Annotated in this window: 17 protein-coding genes; 7 read left to right on the forward strand and 10 right to left on the reverse strand. The window is 64.2% G+C overall.

The window, feature by feature from the left end; genetic code table 11:
- Positions 1 to 30 precede the first annotated feature (30 nt).
- From HV711_RS21255 to HV711_RS21265, 3 genes are all read left to right on the forward strand, one after another.
- The gene (locus HV711_RS21255) at positions 31 to 1,530 is read left to right on the forward strand and encodes a flavin-containing monooxygenase (RefSeq protein WP_035479746.1); all 1,500 of its coding nucleotides are present in this window, start codon (positions 31 to 33) and stop codon (positions 1,528 to 1,530) included.
- Positions 1,531 to 1,626: 96 nt separating this feature from the next.
- Positions 1,627 to 2,628, forward strand: coding sequence for an alpha/beta fold hydrolase (locus tag HV711_RS21260; protein ID WP_015002449.1), 1,002 nt, complete (start codon positions 1,627 to 1,629; stop codon positions 2,626 to 2,628).
- Positions 2,629 to 2,991: 363 nt separating this feature from the next.
- The gene (locus HV711_RS21265) at positions 2,992 to 4,395 is read left to right on the forward strand and encodes a methyl-accepting chemotaxis protein (protein WP_028361145.1); all 1,404 of its coding nucleotides are present in this window, start codon (positions 2,992 to 2,994) and stop codon (positions 4,393 to 4,395) included.
- Between the two features lie 65 nt (positions 4,396 to 4,460).
- Here HV711_RS21265 and HV711_RS21270 read toward each other — a convergent pair whose 3' ends face one another.
- From HV711_RS21270 to HV711_RS21285, 4 genes are all read right to left on the reverse strand, one after another.
- Entirely contained in the window at positions 4,461 to 5,279 is an 819-nt protein-coding gene (locus HV711_RS21270; RefSeq protein ID WP_013588146.1) for an ABC transporter permease subunit, read from the reverse strand.
- A complete protein-coding gene (locus tag HV711_RS21275) occupies positions 5,279 to 6,208 on the reverse strand; it encodes an ABC transporter permease subunit (protein WP_035479744.1) in 930 nt (309 codons plus the stop codon). Before HV711_RS21275 ends, HV711_RS21270 begins: the two co-directional genes overlap by 1 nt.
- Positions 6,205 to 7,371 carry an ABC transporter ATP-binding protein gene (locus HV711_RS21280; protein WP_013588144.1) on the reverse strand — a complete coding sequence of 389 codons (1,167 nt, stop codon included), beginning with the start codon at positions 7,369 to 7,371 and terminating at the stop codon, positions 6,205 to 6,207. Before HV711_RS21280 ends, HV711_RS21275 begins: the two co-directional genes overlap by 4 nt.
- 92 nt (positions 7,372 to 7,463) lie before the next feature.
- The gene (locus HV711_RS21285) at positions 7,464 to 8,564 is read right to left on the reverse strand and encodes a polyamine ABC transporter substrate-binding protein (RefSeq protein ID WP_013588143.1); all 1,101 of its coding nucleotides are present in this window, start codon (positions 8,562 to 8,564) and stop codon (positions 7,464 to 7,466) included.
- 595 nt (positions 8,565 to 9,159) lie between these two features.
- On the opposite strand from HV711_RS21285, the gene HV711_RS21290 reads away from it, so the two are divergent.
- The 3 genes from HV711_RS21290 to HV711_RS21300 all read left to right on the forward strand — a co-directional run bounded on the left by HV711_RS21290 (position 9,160) and on the right by HV711_RS21300 (position 12,228).
- Complete coding sequence (locus HV711_RS21290; protein WP_015002443.1) at positions 9,160 to 10,455, forward strand: Nramp family divalent metal transporter; 1,296 nt, start codon at positions 9,160 to 9,162, stop codon at positions 10,453 to 10,455.
- A gap of 112 nt (positions 10,456 to 10,567) precedes the next feature.
- Complete coding sequence (locus HV711_RS21295; protein ID WP_035479742.1) at positions 10,568 to 11,929, forward strand: phospholipase A; 1,362 nt, start codon at positions 10,568 to 10,570, stop codon at positions 11,927 to 11,929.
- 95 nt (positions 11,930 to 12,024) lie between these two features.
- The gene (locus HV711_RS21300) at positions 12,025 to 12,228 is read left to right on the forward strand and encodes a DUF1289 domain-containing protein (RefSeq protein ID WP_013588140.1); all 204 of its coding nucleotides are present in this window, start codon (positions 12,025 to 12,027) and stop codon (positions 12,226 to 12,228) included.
- A gap of 75 nt (positions 12,229 to 12,303) precedes the next feature.
- Here HV711_RS21300 and HV711_RS21305 read toward each other — a convergent pair whose 3' ends face one another.
- From HV711_RS21305 to HV711_RS21325, 5 genes are all read right to left on the reverse strand, one after another.
- Positions 12,304 to 12,972, reverse strand: coding sequence for an OmpW/AlkL family protein (locus HV711_RS21305; protein WP_013588139.1), 669 nt, complete (start codon positions 12,970 to 12,972; stop codon positions 12,304 to 12,306).
- 69 nt (positions 12,973 to 13,041) lie between these two features.
- Positions 13,042 to 14,232 (reverse strand): NAD(P)H-dependent flavin oxidoreductase, encoded by a 1,191-nt coding sequence (locus HV711_RS21310; protein ID WP_035479739.1) that lies wholly within the window; start codon positions 14,230 to 14,232, stop codon positions 13,042 to 13,044.
- A 129-nt stretch (positions 14,233 to 14,361) separates the two neighbouring features.
- A complete protein-coding gene (locus tag HV711_RS21315) occupies positions 14,362 to 15,786 on the reverse strand; it encodes an aldehyde dehydrogenase family protein (RefSeq protein WP_035479738.1) in 1,425 nt (474 codons plus the stop codon).
- A 162-nt stretch (positions 15,787 to 15,948) separates the two neighbouring features.
- The gene (locus HV711_RS21320) at positions 15,949 to 17,541 is read right to left on the reverse strand and encodes an ABC-F family ATPase (protein ID WP_013588136.1); all 1,593 of its coding nucleotides are present in this window, start codon (positions 17,539 to 17,541) and stop codon (positions 15,949 to 15,951) included.
- Positions 17,542 to 17,638: 97 nt separating this feature from the next.
- Positions 17,639 to 18,727, reverse strand: a complete 1,089-nt coding sequence (locus HV711_RS21325; protein ID WP_035479735.1) for an NAD(P)-dependent oxidoreductase — start codon at positions 18,725 to 18,727, stop codon at positions 17,639 to 17,641.
- A gap of 201 nt (positions 18,728 to 18,928) precedes the next feature.
- Here HV711_RS21325 and HV711_RS21330 point away from each other — a divergent pair, with 201 nt between their 5' ends.
- Entirely contained in the window at positions 18,929 to 19,138 is a 210-nt protein-coding gene (locus tag HV711_RS21330; RefSeq protein WP_006051763.1) for a dodecin, read from the forward strand.
- Between the two features lie 132 nt (positions 19,139 to 19,270).
- On the opposite strand, the gene HV711_RS21335 is transcribed toward HV711_RS21330, so the two are convergent.
- On the reverse strand, positions 19,271 to 20,377 hold the full coding sequence (locus HV711_RS21335) for a BMP family ABC transporter substrate-binding protein (RefSeq protein ID WP_013588134.1): 1,107 nt from the start codon (positions 20,375 to 20,377) through the stop codon (positions 19,271 to 19,273).
- Positions 20,378 to 20,428 lie beyond the last annotated feature (51 nt).

The following is a 20,428-nucleotide window of genomic DNA, read 5'->3' on the forward strand; positions in this document are numbered from 1 at the left end:
TCGCGCCCGAACCCTTTGCAGGAGACCGACGTGACATCCGCCTTATCCGCCGCATCCTACCAAGCCGTCACGCCGCGCATCGCGATCGTGGGCAGCGGCTTCTCGGGCATTGGCATGGCCGTGCGGCTGCAAAAAATGGGCATCACGTCCTTCACGATCTATGAAGCCGCCGCGGATATCGGCGGCACCTGGCGCGACAATACCTATCCGGGCGCCGGTTGCGACGTGCCCTCGCATCTTTATTCGTTTTCATTCGAACCGAACCCGGCGTGGTCGCGCGTATTCAGCGGACAGGCCGAAATTTTGGCTTACCTGAAACATTGCGCGCGCAAGTACGGCGTAGAAGCGTACGTGCGTTGCAATACGCGCGTGGTGGCCGCGCGCTTTGACGAAGCGCGTCATGTGTGGCAAATCGAGCTCGATGCGGGCGGGGCGCGCGAGCATATCGAAGCCGACGTGTTGATCGGCGCGAGCGGTCCGCTGTCGCGCCCTGCGATGCCGCGCATTCCAGGGCTCGACAGCTTCAAAGGCAAGCTCTTCCATTCCGCGCGCTGGGACCACGCGTATTCGCTGGAAGGCAAGCGCGTCGCCGTCATCGGCACGGGTGCGAGCGCAATCCAGTTCGTGCCGCAAATCCAGCCGCAGGTCGCGCGACTCGATCTGTTCCAGCGCACGGCGCCGTGGATCATGCCGAAGCCGGACAAACCTATCGGCCCGCGCGCGCGCTGGCTATTCGAGCACCTGCCGTTCACGCAGCGGTTCGTGCGCAGCGCGATCTACTGGAGGCTCGAGTCACAGGCCATTGCATTCATCAGGACTCCACAACTCATGAAGCGGCCGATGAAGCTGTGCACGAGCTATCTGCGCCGGCGCGTGACAGACCCGGAGCTGCGCGCCAAGCTCACGCCGAACTACCGCCTCGGCTGCAAACGGGTGCTGCTGTCGAGCAACTACTATCGCGCGCTGGTCGAACCCAATGTGAATGTCATCACGACGGGCATCCGCGAAATCGTCGTGGACGGCATCGTTACCGAAGACGGCGTGCATCATGCCGTGGATGCGATCATTTGCGGCACCGGCTTTCAGGTCAACGACGTGCGCGCACCGTTCGAGGTGACGGGCGTCGGCGGCGCGGACCTCGGCGCGCTGTGGCTGCGCGACGGCCCGGAAGCGTACCTCGGCGTGAGCGTTGCCGACTTTCCCAACTTCTTCATGATCGTCGGGCCGAACACCGGGCTCGGCCACAACTCGATGATCTACATGATCGAGTCGCAAGTGCAGTACATCGCCGATTGCCTGCGCGTGCTGCGCGAGCGCAACGCGCGCGCGATGAACCTGCGGCCCGACGTACAGCGCGACTACAACGCGCGCCTGCAGCAGGATATGCGGCGCTCGGTGTGGTCGAGCGGCTGCCATAGCTGGTATCAGACGCAAAGCGGCAAAGTCACCGCGCTGTGGCCCGGATTCACGTTCAGCTTTCGCAAACGAACTCGCCGCGCGCGGCCGGGCGACTATCGCTTTTTGCCTTGATGGGACGGCCGGAAGCGCCAATTTCGAGTGGCCCGGTTTCGCGTTCACTTTCATGTCTATCAGGAGTCCGATTCAAATAACAAGGGAGACAAAAACATGGCAAGCATCGAATGTCGGTCGTCGACTAGCTCCGGACCGAGCTCCACTGCCCCGCTGCCACGCCGCCCGCTCGCCGCGCGGCTCGGCATCACGAGCGTACCGCGCGACGAATTGCGGCGGCGCTATACGCAAAGCGGCTCGAAATTCATCCGCATCATGGGCGCCGACGTGCATTACGTCGACGAAGGCAGCGATCGGGGCGGCGGCGTCATCGTGATGATTCACGGTTTCGCGTCGTCGCTGCACACATGGGACCGTGTCGCGGATGAGCTCAAGCACGCTTACCGCGTGATCCGTCTCGACCTGCCGCCGTTCGGCGTGACAGGTCCGCTGCGCTCAAGCACGGGCGCGATCGAAACGATGAACCTGCCGACCTACCGGCGTCTCATCGACACCTTCTTGCAGGCTCTCGGCATTGCGCGAGCGACCTTCATCGGCAATTCGCTCGGCGGGCTTATTTCGTGGGACTACGCTGTGAGGCACCGCGAGGCCGTCGAGCGGCTCGTGCTGATCGACTCGGCGGGTTTTCCGATGCGGCTTCCGATTTACATCGGCCTCTTCAACAGCGCGCTGGTGCGCGCGAGTTCGCCGCGCTGGCTGCCCGAGGCGATCATCAAAAGCGCAGTGCGCAACGTGTATGGCGATCCACGCAAAATCGACGCGCTTACGTTGCGGCGCTACGTCGAGTTCTTTCACGGCGAAGGCACGCGCACCGCGATCGGCAAGATGGTACCGACGCTCGACTTCGCCGAACTGGATACGACTGTGCTCAGCACGCTGACGGTCCCGACGCTCGTGCTGTGGGGCGCGAACGACCGCTGGATTCCGCCCGCGCACGCCGCTGAATTCACGCAGCGCATTCCCGGCGCGAAGTCGGTCATGTATCCGGGCCTCGGCCATATTCCGATGGAGGAAGCGCCCGAGCGCGTGCTGGCCGACCTGCGTGCCTTTCTCGGCGCGGACGCCGGGAAAACCGCTGTTCCTGCGCTGGCGGGATGAAGGAGCGCATGGCGCGAACTGGGTCTTGCGGCGTCAAGAGCGGTGCTAGCCGCCGCCTCCGAGAAACCGCAGCAGGCTCCAGAGAAATTGGCAGAGCATGGCGATCAACTGCCACAAATGATAGAGCTGTTGCCAGCCCGAAACGCGCGCGAAAGATTCGATCATCGTTACCGTTGCTCGGGAATGGCCGCGGCGGCCCGCCTCTCCAGGCCGGCCGCGGCGCCGGAGCGCACATGATAACGACTGCGGGATACCCCGTATCAAGTCGGCCGAAAGCGAGCCGTAAACGCATCGAGAAGACGCTGTGTTCGCGCACGACGAGTGCGCTGCGGCAGCGTTGCTAGCGTCATCAAGGAGACGTTCATGTCGCGTTTCAGCTTTCGGCGGCCGGCCCGTTCACAAGGGGTCGTCGGCGATATCGCCGCGCAGGCGGGCAAACTGGGTATCGAAATCTGCGATGTGTCAGGCCACGTGGATGAAGTCGCCGCGCGCGTCCAGCATCAGGCGCAGGTGTGCCGCGCGCTGCGCGAGTCGGCCGCGCAGACGCTCGCGGGCAATCACCGGATAGCCACCGCCGCGCGCGGCATGCGTGACGTATCGGCGCAAGCGGCGACCGGCGTCGAGGCGTCGCAGGAGACGCTGGAGGCGTCGCTCGCCGACATCCACGGGCTGGTGGAAGGCGTGACGGTGATCGAAAGTCAGATCGGCGCACTGCGCAGCGCGCTGGCCCATGTCAGCCGCGTCTCCGAGGAAATCTCGCTGATCGCGCGGCAAACCCACCTGCTCGCGCTGAATGCAGCGATCGAAGCCGCACGCGCCGGCGAATCCGGGCGCAGCTTCGCCGTGGTGGCGGCCGAGGTGAAGAACCTGTCGGCGAAAACCGCGCAGGCGACGGGCCAGATCGAGACGACGCTCGCCCAGCTTACGCAGCAGACCGAGCAGCTGATCAACGAAGGTTCGGTGAACACCGAGCGGGCGCATCGGGTGCGCGAGGGCACGCGCAAGATCGGCGACGTCGTGCATGCGACGGGCGACGCCATCGCGCATCTGAACAACGAGGCCGAGCAGATTGCCGCGCTGACCGGCGAGATCGAGACGCAATGCGGCGGACTCGAGGCGCAGGTGCTGGACATGGCGAGCGGCGTCGAAGATTCGAGTGAAAACTTCGTGCAGGCCAAAGATCGGCTCGGCAATCTTCTCGGCGTCTCGGAGACCCTGATCGAGCTGACCGCGGCGGCGGGCGTGGAAACCGCGGACACGCGCTTTATCGAGGCCGTGCAGGATGCGGCTGCCGCGGTCAGCAAGGCGTTCGAGGCGGCTGTGGCGCGCGGCGAAATTTCGCTCGACGATCTCTTCGATCAACACTATGTGCCCGTGCCGGGCAGCAATCCGCCGCAGTTCATGACGCGCTTTACGGCTTTCACCGACCGCGTCTTGCCGGCGATTCAGGAGCCGTTACTGAACCTGGATCCGCGAGTCGCATTCTGCGCCGCGATCGACGTGCGCGGTTATCTGCCGACGCACAATCTGAAGTTCTCGTTGCCGCAGCGTGACGATGTGGTGTGGAATATGGCCAATTGCCGCAACCGGCGCCTATTTAACGACCGTACCGGGCTTGCCGCCGGCTCGCATACCAAGAAGTTTCTGCTGCAAACATATCGCCGCGACATGGGGGGCGGCGAGTTTGTTTTGATGAAGGATGCGTCCGCGCCGATTTTTGTGCAGGGACAGCATTGGGGCGGCGTCAGAATCGGCTACCGGGTTTAGGGCACATTAAACCGTCGGCCTTTCCGCGATTGCAGCGCGGGCATCGAGGAAAGGCCACCGGGAACTCACGCCATCACGCCCATCTTTTTTCTCTCGGCCCGCTGCATGAAGTAATTCACCGCGATGACTCCGACAGTCACCACCGCAATGAACAAGGTGGCCAAAGCGTTCATCTCGGGATTCAGGCCCAACCTGACGCGCGAGAACACCACCAGCGGCAATGTCGTCGATCCAGGCCCGGACAGGAACGCGGACAACACCAGATCGTCGATCGACAGGGTAAAAGACAAGAGCCAACCCGACACGAGCGCCTGGGAAATCAACGGCAAGGTGATCGAGAAAAAGACGCGCAGCGGCGTCGCGCCGAGATCGAGCGCGGCTTCCTCGAGCGAAGGATGCAATTCCTTCACGCGCGATTGCACGATAATCGCCACATACGAAATGCACAGCATTACGTGGCCGATCCAGATCGTGAAAATGCCGCGCCCCGCCGGCCAGCCGAGCCACTTGGCCATTTCGATGAACAGCAACAGCAACGATATGCCCTGAATCACTTCGGGAATCACAAGCGGCGCGTTGATCATGCCGGTATACAGCGTGAAACCGCGAAAACGCCCCATGCGCGCGAGCACGAAACCCGCCCACGTGCCGATAATCACCGACGCAAACGCCGTCAGCACCGCCACCCTCAACGAAAGCCATGCGGCGGCGATCAGTTCGTCGTCGTGCAGCAATGCCGCATACCAGCGCGTCGAAAAACGCGTCCAGACGGTAACGAGCTGCGATTCGTTGAACGAATAGACGATCAGACTGACAATCGGCACATACAGAAACAGAAAGCCCAATGCCAGGGCGGTGAACTGCAGAATCCGGTTCGGCTTCATCAGCGTCTTTCCTCCATCGCCTTCGCCTGCGCGTACTGGAAAAACGCCATCGGCACCAACAGCAACAGCACCATCGCACACGTCACGGCCGAAGCCATCGGCCAATCGGCGTTATCGAAGAACTCGTTCCACATAACGCGGCCGATCATCAGCGTATTCGCGCCGCCGAGCAATTCCGGAATCACGTACTCGCCCACCGCCGGAATGAATACCAGCAGACAACCCGCGATAATGCCGTTCTTCGAAAGCGGCAAGGTGATCTGCCAGAACGCTTTCCACGGCTTTGCGCCGAGGTCGTATGCGGCTTCCAGCAGGGTCATGTCCATTTTCACGAGATGCGCGTAGAGCGGCATGACGAGAAACGGCAAGTACGAATACACCATGCCGATATAAACGGCGGTATTCGTGTGATACAGCTCGATCGGCGAATGAATCAGCCCCACCGACATGAGAAAATTATTCAGCAGTCCGTTGTTCTTCAGAATGCCGATCCACGCATACACGCGAATCAGGAACGACGTCCAGAACGGCAGCATGACGGCCATCATCAGTAGATTACGTCGCGCCGGATTCGAACGCGCGATGTAATACGCCATCGGATAACCGATCAGCAGGCACAGCAGCGTCGAAATTGCCGCCACCACGACCGAATTCACATAGGTCGCGAAATACAGGCTGTCCGTGACGAGAAACGCGTAATGCGACAAATCGAGCTTGATGCTGAGCGCGCCGTCCGCGAAGTTCGTCAGCTCCGTGTACGGCGGAATGCCAAGCTGCAAATCGGCAAAGCTGATCTTGACGACCAGCAGGAACGGCACCAGAAAAAACAGCAGCAGCCAGACGAAAGGGCCGGCCACCACCGCAGTGCGCCCGCTCAGGTTGAAGCGGCGCACGGGCCAGTCGAGCCACGAATTGAACGCGCGCCTCATGACGTCAGCACCACGCCGGCCGATGCGCTCCAGCGCACGTATACCTCGTCGCCCCACGTGGGCGGATCGATCTCGGTGAGCGCAAGGCTCGTCACGTTGGCGATCACGGTCTTGCCGCCGTCGAGCTTCACGTGATAGAGCGAGTAGCCGCCCATGTACGCGATGTTGGAGACGACGCCCTTGCCCCAGTTGAACGCGCCCTCGGGCGGCTTGCGCGTGAGCGCGATGCGCTCGGGCCGCACCGAGATCGTCACCGGCATGCCGAGCGGACCGGTAATGCCGTGGCTCACATAGAGCCGGCAGGTCAGATCGGGCGTTTCGATGAACACGTGATCGGGCTCGTCCTCGACCGTATGACCTTCGAACAGATTCGTCGAGCCGATGAACTCCGCCGAGAAGCGACTGTTCGGATACTCGTACACTTCGTGCGGCGTGCCGAGCTGCACGATCTCGCCTTCGCTCATGACGGCGAGGCGGCTCGCCATCGTCATCGCTTCTTCCTGATCGTGCGTCACCATGATGCAGGTCACGCCGACCTTGTCGAGAATGTTCACCAGTTCGATCTGCGTGCGCTGACGGATCTGCTTGTCGAGCGCGGACATGGGTTCGTCGAGCAGCAGCAGCTTCGGCCGCTTCACCAGCGAGCGCGCGAGCGCGACGCGCTGCTGCTGGCCGCCGGAGAGCTGATGCGGCTTGCGCTTCGCGAAACGGCCCATCTGGACGAGTTCGAGCGCCGTCTGCACGCGCTCCTTCAATTCGGCCTTCGGCACGCCCTCCTGCTTCAAACCGAACGCGACGTTCGACTCGACCGTCATGTGCGGGAAAAGCGCGTACGACTGGAACATCATATTGACCGGCCGCCGATACGGCGGCAGTTGCGCGAGGTCCTCGCCGTCGATCAGGATTTTGCCCGAGGTCACGGTTTCGAGCCCGGCCAGCATGCGCAGCAAGGTCGACTTGCCGCAGCCGGAACTGCCGAGCAGCGCGAACAGCTCGCCCTTCTTCACCGACAGATTGACCCCTTTCACGGCCACGGTTTCGCCGAACTTCTTCACGACGTCGACAACCTGCACGAAATTGTCGGCTGCGTCGCTGACCGCGGCGTTGCTGCCGGCGGGCGGCACGGCCGTCCGGTCCAGCGCGCCCGACTGCTCACTACTCATCACAATGCATTACTCCGGCGTTTGACGAACAAAGCCCCCGGTGAACAACCGAGGGCTTCTTGATGATGCCGACCCGTTCATTCCGGCCGCGGTCAGCGGCCGGACTTGAACTCGGTCCAGAGCCGCGTCTGCAGCCGTTGCACTTCGGGCGGCAGCGGCTTCAGCAGGAACAGCGTCTTGATGACGTCTTGCGGCGGATACACGGCCGGATCGTTCGCGACGTCCTTGTCCACGTATTTGCGCGCTTCGAGGTTCGCGCTCGGGTAGTACACGGCGTTGGTGATCGCGGCGTGCACTTGCGGCGTTTCGATGTAGTTGATCCACTCGAGCGCGGCTTCCTTGTTCTTCGCGTCCTTCGGAATCGCCATCACGTCGAACCAGACAGGGGCGCCGCCCTTCGGAATGTAATACTCGATCTTGTAGGGCTTCTTCGCTTCGAGCGCGCGATGTTTCGCGATCACGACGTCGCCCGACCAGCCGTAGGCGAAGCACACGTCGCCGCCGACCAGATCGTTGATATAGCCCGACGAGTTGAACTGCGTGATATACGGACGGATTTTCTTCAACATGGCGAGCGCGGCGCGATAGTCGGCCGGGTTCGTGCTCATCGGGTCCTTGCCGATGTAGTGCAGCGCGGCGGCGAACATCTGGTCCGGCGCGTCCAGCACGGAGACGCCGCAGGCCTTCAGCTTGGAGATGTTTTCCGGCTTGAAGAGAATGTCCCAGTTATCGAGCGGCACGTTCTTGCCGAGGATCTGCTGCGCTTTCGTGACGTTGTAGCCGAGTCCGGTCGTGCCGTAGGCCCAGGGCACCGTGAACTTGTTGCCCGGATCCGCGCCGGCGACGAGCGCCATCAGCGACGGGTCCAGATACTTGAGATTGGGCAGCTTCGACTTGTCGAGCGGCGCGAAAATGCCGGCCGCGATCTGCTTGCCGGCGTAATTGCTGGTCGGCACGACGATGTCGTAACCGGAATTGCCTGTCAGAAGCTTGGCTTGCAGCGTGTCGTCGCTGTCGTAGTTGTCGTACTTGACCTGAACGCCGGTCTGCTTGGTGAAGTTCGGAATGGTGTCCTTGGCGATGTAATCGGACCAGTTATACACGTTGAGCTGCGTATCTTTCGCTGCCGCCGTCAGCCACGGCGCCGCGCACAAGACCAGCGCAGCCACTTGCCCCACTACCCGTCTTTTCATTCCGTTCTCCGATCCAGACCGGTCCGAGCCGGCCGTCCTCACGCACGCCGCGATGCAGCGCCTATGCTGCGCCTGCGGCTCCCCTGAAAAACCCGAAAACTACCATTAATTATTGCGCGGACCAAAAAAAATGCCGCACTGTCGCGCAAACGGTACAGCGCAAGCCGCGCCGCCGGAAAATGGGCGCAATTTTAGCGGGTTATCGGCGCGTGTCTACCTGAAAAAAACCCCGGCGGGCCGGGCGCCGGCAAGGCGGCGGGCTGGCCGGCTATCCGGTGGGCATCGAGTATCGGGCGCGGGCTGGCCCGATGCAGGCTTGCAGCAAGCTTCGCGCGCGGATCGCGAGCCGGCGCGAAGCCGGACGACGGCGCACAATAGCTGACAGCACGTACGGCGGCGTGGGCCGCGGGCGTGGGCTTCGTGGGCTCAGTCGGCTCGGTTGGCCGGTTCAGGCTCGCCGGCAACCGTCTGCCGCCGCCGGGCAAACTGCAGCCCAATATCGCCCGCCGCGTGACGCCGGCACGTTGGCTGGCCGCCAACCGTCCCACCGGGCACAAGCCTTGCGAAATCAGGCCGTCCTTGACCTCAGGCATCCATGAACACGAATCCGTTCGCGCTGCGCCCAAACCGCCGTCGACGTCTGCCCGAAAGAGGCCCCGCGCACTGGTTCTCGTTCGTCGGCGCGGGCGCGCTCATCGCCGTCGGCTATATCGATCCCGGCAATTGGGCGACGGCGCTCGGCGCGGGCGCCGGCTACGGCTATCAACTGCTGGGCATGGTGGTGCTGTCGAGCCTGATGGCGATGCTGCTGCAATGGCTGTCGTCGCGGCTTGGCGTCGTCACCGGGCGCGACCTCGCGCAGGTTTGCCGCGAGCGTTCCGGGCGGCGCCGCACGATCTTTTTGTGGCTGACGAGCGAAGTGGCGATCATCGCCTGCGACGTCGCCGAGGTGGTCGGCAGCGCCGTCGCGTTGCAGTTGCTGCTCGGCGTTTCGCTGACGGTCGGCGTCCTGATGTCGGCGGTCTGCACGTTCGCGCTGCTCGCGCTCCAGCAGAAAGGCGGCCGCAAGCTGGAAGCGGTCATCGCCTCGCTGATCGGCTTCGTCGGCCTGTGCTTCGTGATCGAACTGGCGCTCGCGCGGCCCGACTGGCACGCAGCGCTCGCTGGTACCGCGCCGAGCGGCGCGCTGCTGCGCAACGCGGGCATGCTGTGGCTGGCGGCGGGCATCGTCGGCGCGACGGTGATGCCGCACAACCTCTATCTGCACTCGTCGCTCGTCAAGCACCATGCGCCGGACCACAGCGACGCGCAGATCCGGGCCGCGCTGCATGTCGTCAATATCGACACCATCGGCTCCCTTCTGTTTGCTTTCGTGATCAATGCGGCACTGCTGATCGTCGCGGCGGCGGTGTTTTACTCGAGCGGCCACCGCGACGTCACGGATCTCGCGGACGCCCATCGTCTGATCGCGCCGCTCCTCGGCACGCGCTGGGCGGGCATTCTGTTCGCGGCCGCCCTGCTCGCGTGCGGCCTCAGCGCGACCGTCACGGGGACGCTGGCGGGCCAGGCGGTGATGGAGGGCTTTCTGCAACTGCGTCTGCCGCGCTGGAAGCGCGCGCTGCTCACCCGCGCGCTCGCAATCGGACCGGCGCTCGTCGCGGTGACGATGTTCGGCCAGGAAGGCTCGAACCAGTTGCTGGTCGCAAGCCAGGTGGTGCTGAGCCTGCAATTGCCGCTCGCCGTCGTGCCGCTGATCCGCTATGCATCCGATGCCCGCCTGATGCGCGGCTGGCGCGTGCACGGCGTGCCGCTCGTGCTGGCGTGGCTGTCGGCGGGCTTCATCATCCTGCTCAACGGCGCGCTGCTGTGGCAGGTGGCGTTCGGCAGTTGATACGCGCACTCGCACGGCGGCGGCGACCCGTTCGCCCGTGGTTGCCGCGCACCCGCGGCCCTACAAGCCTCGCGCCGTTTCGCTCGCGCGCCCTCGCCCTGGACGACAGCCCATGCCTCCTGTTTCCTTCTGCCTCGCGCGTCTTGTTGCTTCACTCAATCGCATCACCGACCGCGCCTTCATGACGCAACGCCGCGCGCCCCGGCACGTCGGCCGCGGCAGACTCGCGGGCGCTCTCGCGGTGCTGGCCTTGTTGAGCGCGCACTCAGGCGACGCGGCCGCCACGGTCGCGCTGCTGCAGCCGGCGCGCATCGCCGCCGCCAACGAGCCGCTGCAGCTCACACTGCTCTATTCCGCCGACGACGCCACCCCGCTCACCGTCACCGTTCCGTACACCTTGCGCGTGAACCTGAGCGGCGGCGAACAATCCCCGCGGCCGCTCGAACTCGCACGCGAGGCGGGCGTGCCCGACACGCTGCGTCTGCGGCCGGGCCAGTTCCGCAAGGTGCGCTTTACGGCGCCCTGGCCGGACGCGGCGCGCGGCGAAGTGCGCATCGACCCGCTGGGTTTCGACGCTTCGCCCGCGCTCGTCGTCATCAATCGCGGCCGCGACCAGGACGCGATCGCACAGGCCGAGCGCAGCGAAGCGCACGCGAGCACGCCCGCGCAGGCCGCGGCGACGGCCGCGGTGCTCGACGGCCCCTCGGGCGACGCAATCTCCCCGCCAGGCGACTCGCTGTCGACGACCGGGCGCGGCGTGTTCGCTCACCTCTCCTACTACGAGCCGGTGTACTTTGCCGCCGGCCACAACGGCGACACGAATGCGCGGCTGCAGTTGAGCTTCAAGTATCGCCTGCGTATTCCGGACGACCTGCGCTCCAAAGCGTTCACCGACAACCTGTACTTCGCCTATACGCAGACGTCGGTATGGGACCTCTCCGCGGCTTCGCGGCCGTTTCGCGACACGACGTATTCGCCGCAGTTGTTCTATTACGTGCCGGACACAGGCTGGCGCAGCCCGTTCTTCACGAGGATGGGGTTCGCCGCCGGCGTCGCGCATGAATCGAACGGCAAAGGCGGAAACAATTCGCGCAGCATCAACATGCCCTTTATCCGCCCCACATGGGAATTCGGCGATCTGACGGCGAACCATCTGACGGTGTCGCCGAAGATCTACTACTACTTCGGCACAAAGAACAACCCCGATATTGCAGCCTATCGCGGCTACGTCGACCTGCTCGTCAAATACGGCAGCCCGGACGGCTGGCAACTCGCCACCACGCTGCGCAAAGGCACGAAGCACTGGTACGGCAGCGTCGACACGCAATTCACCTATCCGCTCGCGAAGCTCATCGGCAGCGCGTGGGGCGGCTATCTGTGGATCGGCTATTTCAACGGCTACGGCGAGGATCTGCTCGACTACAACAACCGTCAGCACTGGATGGCGCGGATCGGTTACAGCATTGCGCGATGAAGTGGCGGGGGCGAGTGCGCGGCTCGGCGCACCTGGGCTCGCGCCGCGTATCGGTTAACATAGCGGAACTCCGCTTTCCTGCTGCAAGGTTTCCGATGGCTTCCAATCTTCATGCTCTTCCCGACAGCCCCTGCATCGGCGTGTGCTCGACCCTTTTCGACGAAGTCTGCAAGGGCTGCGGCCGCACGGCCGGCGAGGTATCCAACTGGGTGTTCATGAGCGACGAAGAAAAGCGCGCCGTGTGGACGCGCATCGAGCAGGAAGGCACGGCCATGCGCTTTCAGAACGACAGGCTGTGAGACATTCGCCGGGCGCCGCTTCAGACGTCCCGGCATAGCCGCCTGCAGGCTTAGTTCATGCGCTGGCCCGCGTCGTCAGAAGCGCATGCCGACGCCAAGCCCCACCACCACCGGATCGATGCTCACGCGGCCAAGCGGCTGGCCGCCGAGCGACGCGTCCGTGTGCATCCATATTTTCTTGATGTCCGCGTTGACGAACAGCGTCTTCGTGACCTGCACGTCGACGCCCGCCTGCAACGCCGGACCGAAGCTGTGATTGCGGATCGACACCGGCTGCCCGCCCGCGTGCAGGCCGTTGTTGTAGAACAGCGTGTAGTTCATCCCCGCGCCGACGTAGGGGCGCACGCGCCCGGCGTGATTGAAGTGATATTGCAGCAGCAAGGTCGGCGGCAGCACATTCACGCCGCCCAACCCACCGATGCTCGACGTCAGTTGATGCCGCGAAGTCGCGAGAATCAGTTCGACGCCGAGGTAATCGCGGATCATGTAGGTCAGATCCAGCTCGGGCACGGTCGCGTTGTTCACGTCGGTGTTCAGCGTGGACAGCGCGCCTGTCGTCGAGACGCTCGGCATGATGCTGATCGCGCGCAGACGCACGAGCACGTCGCCGGCGTGAATGCCGCTCATCGCGTCGTCGCCGGCGGCATTCGCCTCTGCATGGACCTCAGTCGTCAACGCGGCCGCGCAAAACATGGCCGAGGCCACAACGGCAGCCCTGACTGTGTTGCTGAGCAAGAGTTTCATTTGCTTCCCCGAATAGTGGTGATGTGCGTGGATTGTCGAAGCTGCGGCCGGGCGGCCGTTTGACGCCCATCAACCGAGCGAGAACGCCCAGCGGCCTGCGACAGCCGGTCGCATCACGCCGGTCAGCAGCAGTTCGATCAGGTCGTGCACGCTGCGAATGGCCGAGCCGAACGGCAGCGCTTCCTTGCCGCGGAAAAAGAGGCCGTTTGCCACGTCGCCGCGCAGCGCCGCGGCAAGCCGCGTGTCGATGCAGAAGTGGCCGAACTTCTCCACGCCGTCGCGCCAGCCGCACACGCTCAGACACTCGAGCACGGTCGGGCACGCATGCCTGAGCGCGCCGACCTTCTCGCGAATCCGCGCCTCGTGCCGCAAATAGCGCGTGAGCCATGGCGTTTTCACGGCACGCGCCGGCAAGCCGGTCACACTGATGAATTCGACGATGTCTTCCGGGGCCGCCTCAGCCAGCACGCGCTTGAAGTTGGGATGCGCATCGCCTTCCTCGGTCACGGCGAACGGCGTGCCCAGCTGCACGCCGTTCGCGCCGGCGTCGAGCAGCCTGCGCACGGCCTCGTGGCTATTGATGCCGCCCGCGAGAATCAACGGCACGTCCCGGCGATCGAGTCCGAGCGAGACAAACACGGCGCCCAGTTCCTCGATAATGCGCATGAAGTCGAAGCGCGGGTCGTTCATATCCGCGATGTTGCTCACGCCGAGATGCCCGCCCGCATGCGCGGGGTGTTCGATCACGACCGCGTCCGGCAAACGGCCTTTCTTCATCCACTTCTTGAGCACGAGTGAGACGCCGCGGCTATCCGACAGAATCGGAATCAGCGCGATGTCGTGGCCTTGCGTCATCTCCGGCAAATCGAGCGGCAAGCCTGCGCCCATCACGATCGCGTCCGCGCCGCTTTCGCAGGCGACGCGCACGTAATCCGCCTGCGCGCTGACCGCCTTCATCACGTTGACGGCGATCATGCCGCGGCCTTCGCTGAGTGTCTTCGCCGCATGGATTTCGCGCGCGAGGGCCGTAAGATTCGCCTCGTCCAGCGTGGCGCGTTCGGGCGACTGGCGGCAGCGTTCAACGAGATCGGGATGGTGATGCCGCAGGTCGATGCTGGCGATGGTGCCGAGCGCGCCCTCGCGCGCGACGCTACCCGCGAGCCGGTGTGCGGAGACACCGACGCCCATGCCGCCCTGCACGATCGGCAGTAGCGAGCGGCCGCGAATAACGAGTGGGGACAACGAATGTGAATGGAGCATGGCTGACCCGACGGACGATTGGCAAAGCGTGGATCATCGTCCGTCGGGGGCAGCCGGGGTTGCGTCAGGTCAACCGGCTGGCGAATGCAGGCGCCGCGTCTGTGTCGCGCTTGACGCCGGTCATGCTTATCAGACTTTGAATTGCATCGACTTGAGTTCGAGATATTCCTCGAGGCCGTAGATGCCGTTCTCGCGTCCAAAGCCCGACTGCTTGAAGCCGCCGAACGGCGCGGCCATATTCCACGCGCCGCCGTTGATGTCAACCTGGCCCGTGCGCATGCGGCGCGCGACGCGCTGCGCGCGCTCGTCGCTGCCGGCCCATACCGCGCCGCCGAGTCCATACAGCGAATCGTTGGCAATCCGAATCGCTTCTTCTTCGTCCTTATAGGTGAGAATGGTCAGCACCGGGCCGAAGATTTCCTCTTGCGCGATGGTGGCTTTCGGATGCACGCGGCCGAACACCGTCGGCTTGACGAAGAAGCCTTTGGTCAAGCCGTCCGGCAGTCCCGCGCCGCCTGTCACGAGCTCGGCGCCCTCTTCGATACCCTTCGCAATGTACTGCTGCACGCGCGCCTGCTGCGCCGCCGACGCCAACGGTCCAAGGCGCGTTTTTTCGTCGCGCGGATCGCCCGGTGCATAGCTGTCGGCCGCCTGTTTCGCGAGCGCACGCGCTTCGTCGTAGCGGGCTTCGGGCACCAGCATGCGCGTGTGCGCGGAGCACGTCTGCCCGGAGTTCAGGAAGCACGCGCTGACCGTGCCTTTGACGGCGGCGGCGAAATCGGCGTCGTCGAGAATGACCGACGCCGACTTGCCGCCCAGTTCGAGCGCGACCCGCTTGATCGTCGCGGACGCCAGTTCGGACACGCGTTTGCCGGCGCGCGTCGAGCCCGTGAACGACACCATGTCGACCGATGGATGGCTCGCCAGGATTTCGCCGACCACCGGCCCGTAACCGCTGACGAGATTGAATACGCCGGCGGGCAGCCCGGCTTCGCGAATCGCCTCCGCGAGGACGAACGCATTGAGCGGCGCGATCTCCGAGGGCTTGAGCACGACCGTGCAGCCGGCCGCGAGCGCCGCGGCGACCTTCAGCGTGATCTGGTTGAGCGGATAGTTCCAGGGCGTGATCGCCGCGACCACGCCGACCGGCTCGCGCACGACGAGCGAATTGCCGACGCGCTCCTCGAATTCGAAGCTCCCGGCAAGCCTGGCGTACGCGTTCCAGTTATAGACGGGACTGCCCACCTGGATTGCGCGCGCGAGCTTGAGCGGCATACCGACTTCGCCGGCGATGAGCGCGGCCAGTTCCTCGGTGCGCGCTTGCAGATTGGCCGCGATGCGTTTGAGATACTCGCCGCGCGTAGCAGCGGGCGTCGCTGCCCAGCCGTCGAACGCCACGCGCGCCGCGGCAATCGCGCTTTCGGCATCCGCCTCGACGCCTTCGGGGATGCGCCCCATGAGTTCCTCGGTGCCGGAATCGATCACGTCGATCGTGCCCGTGCCGCAGGGCGCGATCCATTTGCCGTCGATATAGAGGGTGTCGCAGGTCTTCATGATTCGGCCCTGGCGTCGGATGATGGTGGTTCTATTCTAACCAGCGCGGGACTAAGAGATTGGGGGCGCCGGCGGGCGCGAGCCGGCCGAATGAAAAAAGCCCGCTTCGACGAAGCGGGCTTTGCGTTCCAGAATACGGACCTGGATTCGGCCAGGCGGACTTTACTGCACCCCCTGGCTCGCCAGAAAGTCCTCGTAATTCCCGCCAAAGTCGTTCAGCGTGCCGTCCGTCTTCACTTCGATGATCCGGTTCGCGAGCCCGCTCACGAACTCGCGGTCGTGCGAGACGAAAATCAGCGTGCCTTCGAACTTGTCGAGCGCGATCTGCAGCGACTCGATGGATTCCATATCCATGTGATTGGTCGGCTCGTCCATCATCAGCACGTTGTGGCGGCCGAGCATGAGCTTGCCCCAGATCATGCGGCCCTTCTCGCCGCCCGAGAGCACTTTCACCGATTTGCGGATGTCGTCGGCATTGAAAAGCAGCCGGCCGAGCGTGCCGCGCACCATCTGCTCGTCGTCGCCTTCCTTGCGGTAGGCGTCGATCCATTCCATCAGCGTGACGTCGTCGGGAAACTCCTCGTAGGTGTCCTGCGGCATGTAGCCGATGTTTGCGTTTTCCGCCCACTTCACCGTGCCGTGATCGAGCTGCAGATTACCGAGCAGCGAGCGCAGCAGCGTGGTCTTGCCTGCGCCGTTTTCGCCGATGATCGCAATGCGCTCGCCCGGCTGCACGCTGATGCTGAAGTTGTTGAAGATAGTGCGCTCGTACTTCTTCGAGATGCTTTCCGCGACCACCGCAATGTTGTGCAGCTTCTTCTCGAACTCGAAGCGGATAAACGGATTCTGCCGCGACGACGGCTTGAATTCCTCGATCTTGATCTTGTCGATCATCTTCAGACGGCTGGTGGCCTGGCGCGCCTTCGACTTGTTCGCCGAGAAGCGGCGCACGAAGTCCTGCAGGTCGGCCACGCGCTCCTTCGCCTTGGCGTTGGCGGCCTGCTGGCGCTCGCGCGCCTGCGTGCTCGCGAGCATGTAGTCGTCGTAGTTGCCCGGGTAGACCTTCAGCGTGCCGTAGTCCATGTCCGCCATGTGCGTGCAGACCTGGTTCAGAAAGTGACGATCGTGCGAAATGATGATCATCGTCGAGTTGTACTGGTTCAGCACGTCTTCCAGCCAACGGATCGAGTTGATGTCCAGGTTGTTGGTCGGTTCGTCGAGCAACAGCACGTCCGGCTTCGAGAACAGCGCCTGCGCGAGCAGCACGCGCAGTTTCCAGCCCGGCGCGACGTTGCTCATGGGCCCGTTGTGATCTTCAATGGCAATGCCGATGCCGAGCAGCAGTTCGCCCGCGCGCGCTTCGGCCGTGTAGCCGTCGTACTCCGCGAACTTCGCTTCGAGCTCGGCGGCGTGCATGTAGTCGTCGTCGGTCGCGTCGGGGTTCGCGTAGATTGCGTCGCGCTCGGTCATGGCGGCCCACATTTCAGTGTGGCCCATCATCACGACGTCGAGCACGCGCACGTCTTCGTACGCGAACTGGTCCTGGCGCAATTTGCCGAGGCGCACGTTCGGCTCGAGCATGACGTTGCCCGAGCTCGGCTCCAGGTCGCCACCGAGAATTTTCATGAAGGTGGATTTACCGCAGCCGTTCGCACCGATCAGGCCATAGCGGTTCCCTTCCCCGAATTTGACCGAGATGTTCTCGAAGAGGGGCTTCGGCCCGAATTGCATGGTGATATTGGCAGTAGACAGCACGGCGCGTCCCTTTGAATGTGATATCGGCGAAAAACCCAATATTTTAGCAGGTTTCCGGAATTCAACCCGGTGCCGATCCAACCTGCCGCGCGGCGTGCTACTGGCGGGCGTCGCCGCGCGGCGTCTGCAGAATGTCGATAAACGCCGAAAAGTCGGCCTCGCCCAGTCCCATGGCGGCGCCGAGCCGCAACAACTGCTGCACCGTCGATGCAACCGGCATCGGCGTGCCGGTCTCATAGGCCGTGGCGGCGACGGTATCGACGTCCTTCTGGAACGTGCGCAACGCGCCGATCGGCGCAAAGCCGCCTTGCGTCATGCGCGGCACGAAGCTTTGCAGCAGCACCGAATCGGCCCAACCGCCCGCGAGCGCTTCGGGGAGCCTCGCGGCGTCGATGCCGCTGCGCGCGGCAAGGCTCACCGCCTCGGCAATCGCCGCGATGGTCGCGGTGACGATCGTCTGATTGCAGAGCTTGGCGGTCTGGCCCGCGCCGACGTCGCCCATGTGGGTCACCCGCGCCGCGTAGGCGGCGAGCAAGGGCCTGACGGCCTCGACATCGGCCGTGGCGCCGCCCGCCATCACCGCGAGCGTGCCGGCCTCGGCGCCCGCCACGCCGCCTGATACAGGGGCGTCGATCCAGCCGATCGGCGCGGTGGCGGGTGTTGCGGGGGTGTTCGCTGGCGCCGCTGAGCTCGCTGAGCTTGCCGGCGCTGCCGAAACCGCGGCTTCTCGCCCGGTTGCGGCCAGCGCGGCGCCGGCTTCAGGCGCAGCGCCCGCGCCCGCGCGCAACGCCGATTCTCCGGCCGGTTCTCCGCTCATTTTTCCGCTCGTTTCCCCAGTCAACTCCGCCGCCCGCCGCGCCAACGCGCGCGTCGCCGCGGGCGGAATGCTCGAATGATCGACGATCCAGCGAACCCGGCGCGGCGCGGAGTCTCCGCCCGCATCGAGCAGCCCTGCCGGGCCGAACACGGTTTGCTCGACCGCCGCGGCATCCGCGAGACACAGCAGCACCGCGTCGCAGCGCCCGGCGAGTTCGCGCGGCGTATCGACGACCTTCGCGCCGTGCGCCGCGAGCGCCTCCGCCTTCGCCCGCGTGCGATTCCACACGTGCACCGTGTGCCCCGCGCGCAGCAGATGCCGGATCATCGGCGCACCCATCAGACCCGGACCGCAAAACCCAATTTCCACTTTCGAACCTCGTCGCGTTCAGATTGCATCGGACGGACATCATAACGGCGCGGCGCGAGGCGCGGCATGCCGGCCATGCGGGACATAAAGGACATAGCGGGCATGCGGCGTGCGACATCACGCGCTCATGCAGCGGCCGTGTGTGAGCGGCCGCGTTTCCTATACTTTCTGAACGCCAACGAAGATCAAAGGAGAAACCTCATGTCAGACCACGTCTACAAGCAGATCGAACTGACCGGCTCATCGACGAAATCGATCGACGACGCCATCAGCACCGCCATCGCCAAGGCGTCGAAAACGCTGCGCAACCTGCACTGGTTCGAGGTGACGGAAACGCGGGGCCAGATTGAAAACGACCGCGTCGCTTACTGGCAAGTGACGATCAAGGTCGGCCTGCGCATCGACGATTGACGCCGTCCGGGCGCGGCACGCGGCATCGCCGCATCGCACGAATCAGACAAAAAGAGCTGCGTTTCCCTACAAAGGGACGCAGCTCTTCCGTCATCAAGGCGGGAGCAGACGATCCCGCCAGGCGTTGTCCGCTTACTTCGGCAGCGAACCGTCCACGCCTTCGACGTACCAGTTCAGACGCTGCAGTTCCGGATCGGTGAGCGTCTTGCCGGCCGGCACCTTCACCGTGCCGGACTGATCCTTGATCGGGCCGGAGAACACGTCCCACTTGCCGCCCGCGAGTTCGTCGCGCTTCGCGGCCACCTTCTTCTGCGCGTCGGCCGGAATCGCCGAGCTATTCAGATCTTCGAGATCGACGGCTTTCTGCGGAATGCCCCACCACACCGGATCGTTCTTCCATTTGCCGTCGAGCACCTGCTGGATCGCCGCGTCGTAGTACACGCCCCAGTGCGCCACGACGGAGCCGAGATGCGCGTTCGGGCCGAACTTCTTCATGTCCGAATCCCAGCCGAACGCGTGCACGTGCTTTTCGGACGCGGTGGCGAGCGTCGCGCTCGAGTCGGTGTTCTGCAGCAGCACGTCGGCGCCCTGCCCGATCAGCGTTTCGGCGGCCTGCTTTTCCTTGCCCGGGTCGAACCAGCTGTTGATCCAGATGACCTTGGTGTGCACCTTCGGATTCACCGAGCGCGCGCCGAGCGTGTACGCGTTGATGTTACGCACCACTTCCGGAATCGGCACCGAGGCGACGAAGCCGAGCGTGTTCGTCTTCGTGACATAGCCCGCGGCGACGCCGGCCAGATACGCGCCCTGATACATGCGCACGTCGTAGGTACCGAAGTTCGGCGCCTTCTTGTAGCCGGTCGCGTGCAGGAAGACCGTGTCCGGGAAATCCTTCGCGACTTTCAGCTCGAAATCCTGATAGCCGAAGCTCGTCCCGATGATGACCTTGTTGCCCTTGTTCGCCAGATCGCGGAACACGCGCTCCGAGTCCGCCGATTCGGGCACGTTCTCGACGCGCGTGATCTTGATCTTGTTGCCGAACTTCGCTTCGGCTTCCTTCGAGCCCTGGTCGTGCGCGAAGGTCCAGCCGGCATCGCCCGGATTGCCGAGATAGACGAACGCGACGCCCGGCGCGTCCGCGGCCTGCGCCGATTGCGCGAGCGGCGCGGTAACGGCCGCAGCGAGCGCGAGCGAGGCGGCGCCCCATGCGAAAGCGGTCAGCAGATTTCTTTTCTTCATGTTTTCTCCTGTCGTGTTGATCCAGTCATTGAAACTTTGGCCATGAACGCG

It is taken from the genome of Paraburkholderia phenoliruptrix, assembly GCF_902859825.1.
GTDB classification, from domain to species: Bacteria; Pseudomonadota; Gammaproteobacteria; order Burkholderiales; family Burkholderiaceae; genus Paraburkholderia; species Paraburkholderia phenoliruptrix.

Bases quoted from the DNA above. Each gene is read 5' to 3' on its own strand.
- HV711_RS21270 (WP_013588146.1), bottom strand. From the start codon at position 5,279: ATGAAGCCGAACCGGATTCTGCAGTTCACCGCCCTGGCATTGGGCTTT.
- HV711_RS21290 (WP_015002443.1), top strand. From the start codon at position 9,160: ATGAACACGAATCCGTTCGCGCTGCGCCCAAACCGCCGTCGACGTCTG.
- HV711_RS21310 (WP_035479739.1), bottom strand. From the start codon at position 14,232: ATGCTCCATTCACATTCGTTGTCCCCACTCGTTATTCGCGGCCGCTCG.
- HV711_RS21305 (WP_013588139.1), bottom strand. From the start codon at position 12,972: ATGAAACTCTTGCTCAGCAACACAGTCAGGGCTGCCGTTGTGGCCTCG.
- HV711_RS21335 (WP_013588134.1), bottom strand. From the start codon at position 20,377: ATGAAGAAAAGAAATCTGCTGACCGCTTTCGCATGGGGCGCCGCCTCG.
- HV711_RS21260 (WP_015002449.1), top strand. From the start codon at position 1,627: ATGGCAAGCATCGAATGTCGGTCGTCGACTAGCTCCGGACCGAGCTCC.
- HV711_RS21265 (WP_028361145.1), top strand. From the start codon at position 2,992: ATGTCGCGTTTCAGCTTTCGGCGGCCGGCCCGTTCACAAGGGGTCGTC.
- HV711_RS21280 (WP_013588144.1), bottom strand. From the start codon at position 7,371: ATGAGTAGTGAGCAGTCGGGCGCGCTGGACCGGACGGCCGTGCCGCCC.
- HV711_RS21315 (WP_035479738.1), bottom strand. From the start codon at position 15,786: ATGAAGACCTGCGACACCCTCTATATCGACGGCAAATGGATCGCGCCC.
- HV711_RS21295 (WP_035479742.1), top strand. From the start codon at position 10,568: ATGCCTCCTGTTTCCTTCTGCCTCGCGCGTCTTGTTGCTTCACTCAAT.
- HV711_RS21285 (WP_013588143.1), bottom strand. From the start codon at position 8,564: ATGAAAAGACGGGTAGTGGGGCAAGTGGCTGCGCTGGTCTTGTGCGCG.
- HV711_RS21300 (WP_013588140.1), top strand. From the start codon at position 12,025: ATGGCTTCCAATCTTCATGCTCTTCCCGACAGCCCCTGCATCGGCGTG.
- HV711_RS21330 (WP_006051763.1), top strand. From the start codon at position 18,929: ATGTCAGACCACGTCTACAAGCAGATCGAACTGACCGGCTCATCGACG.
- HV711_RS21275 (WP_035479744.1), bottom strand. From the start codon at position 6,208: ATGAGGCGCGCGTTCAATTCGTGGCTCGACTGGCCCGTGCGCCGCTTC.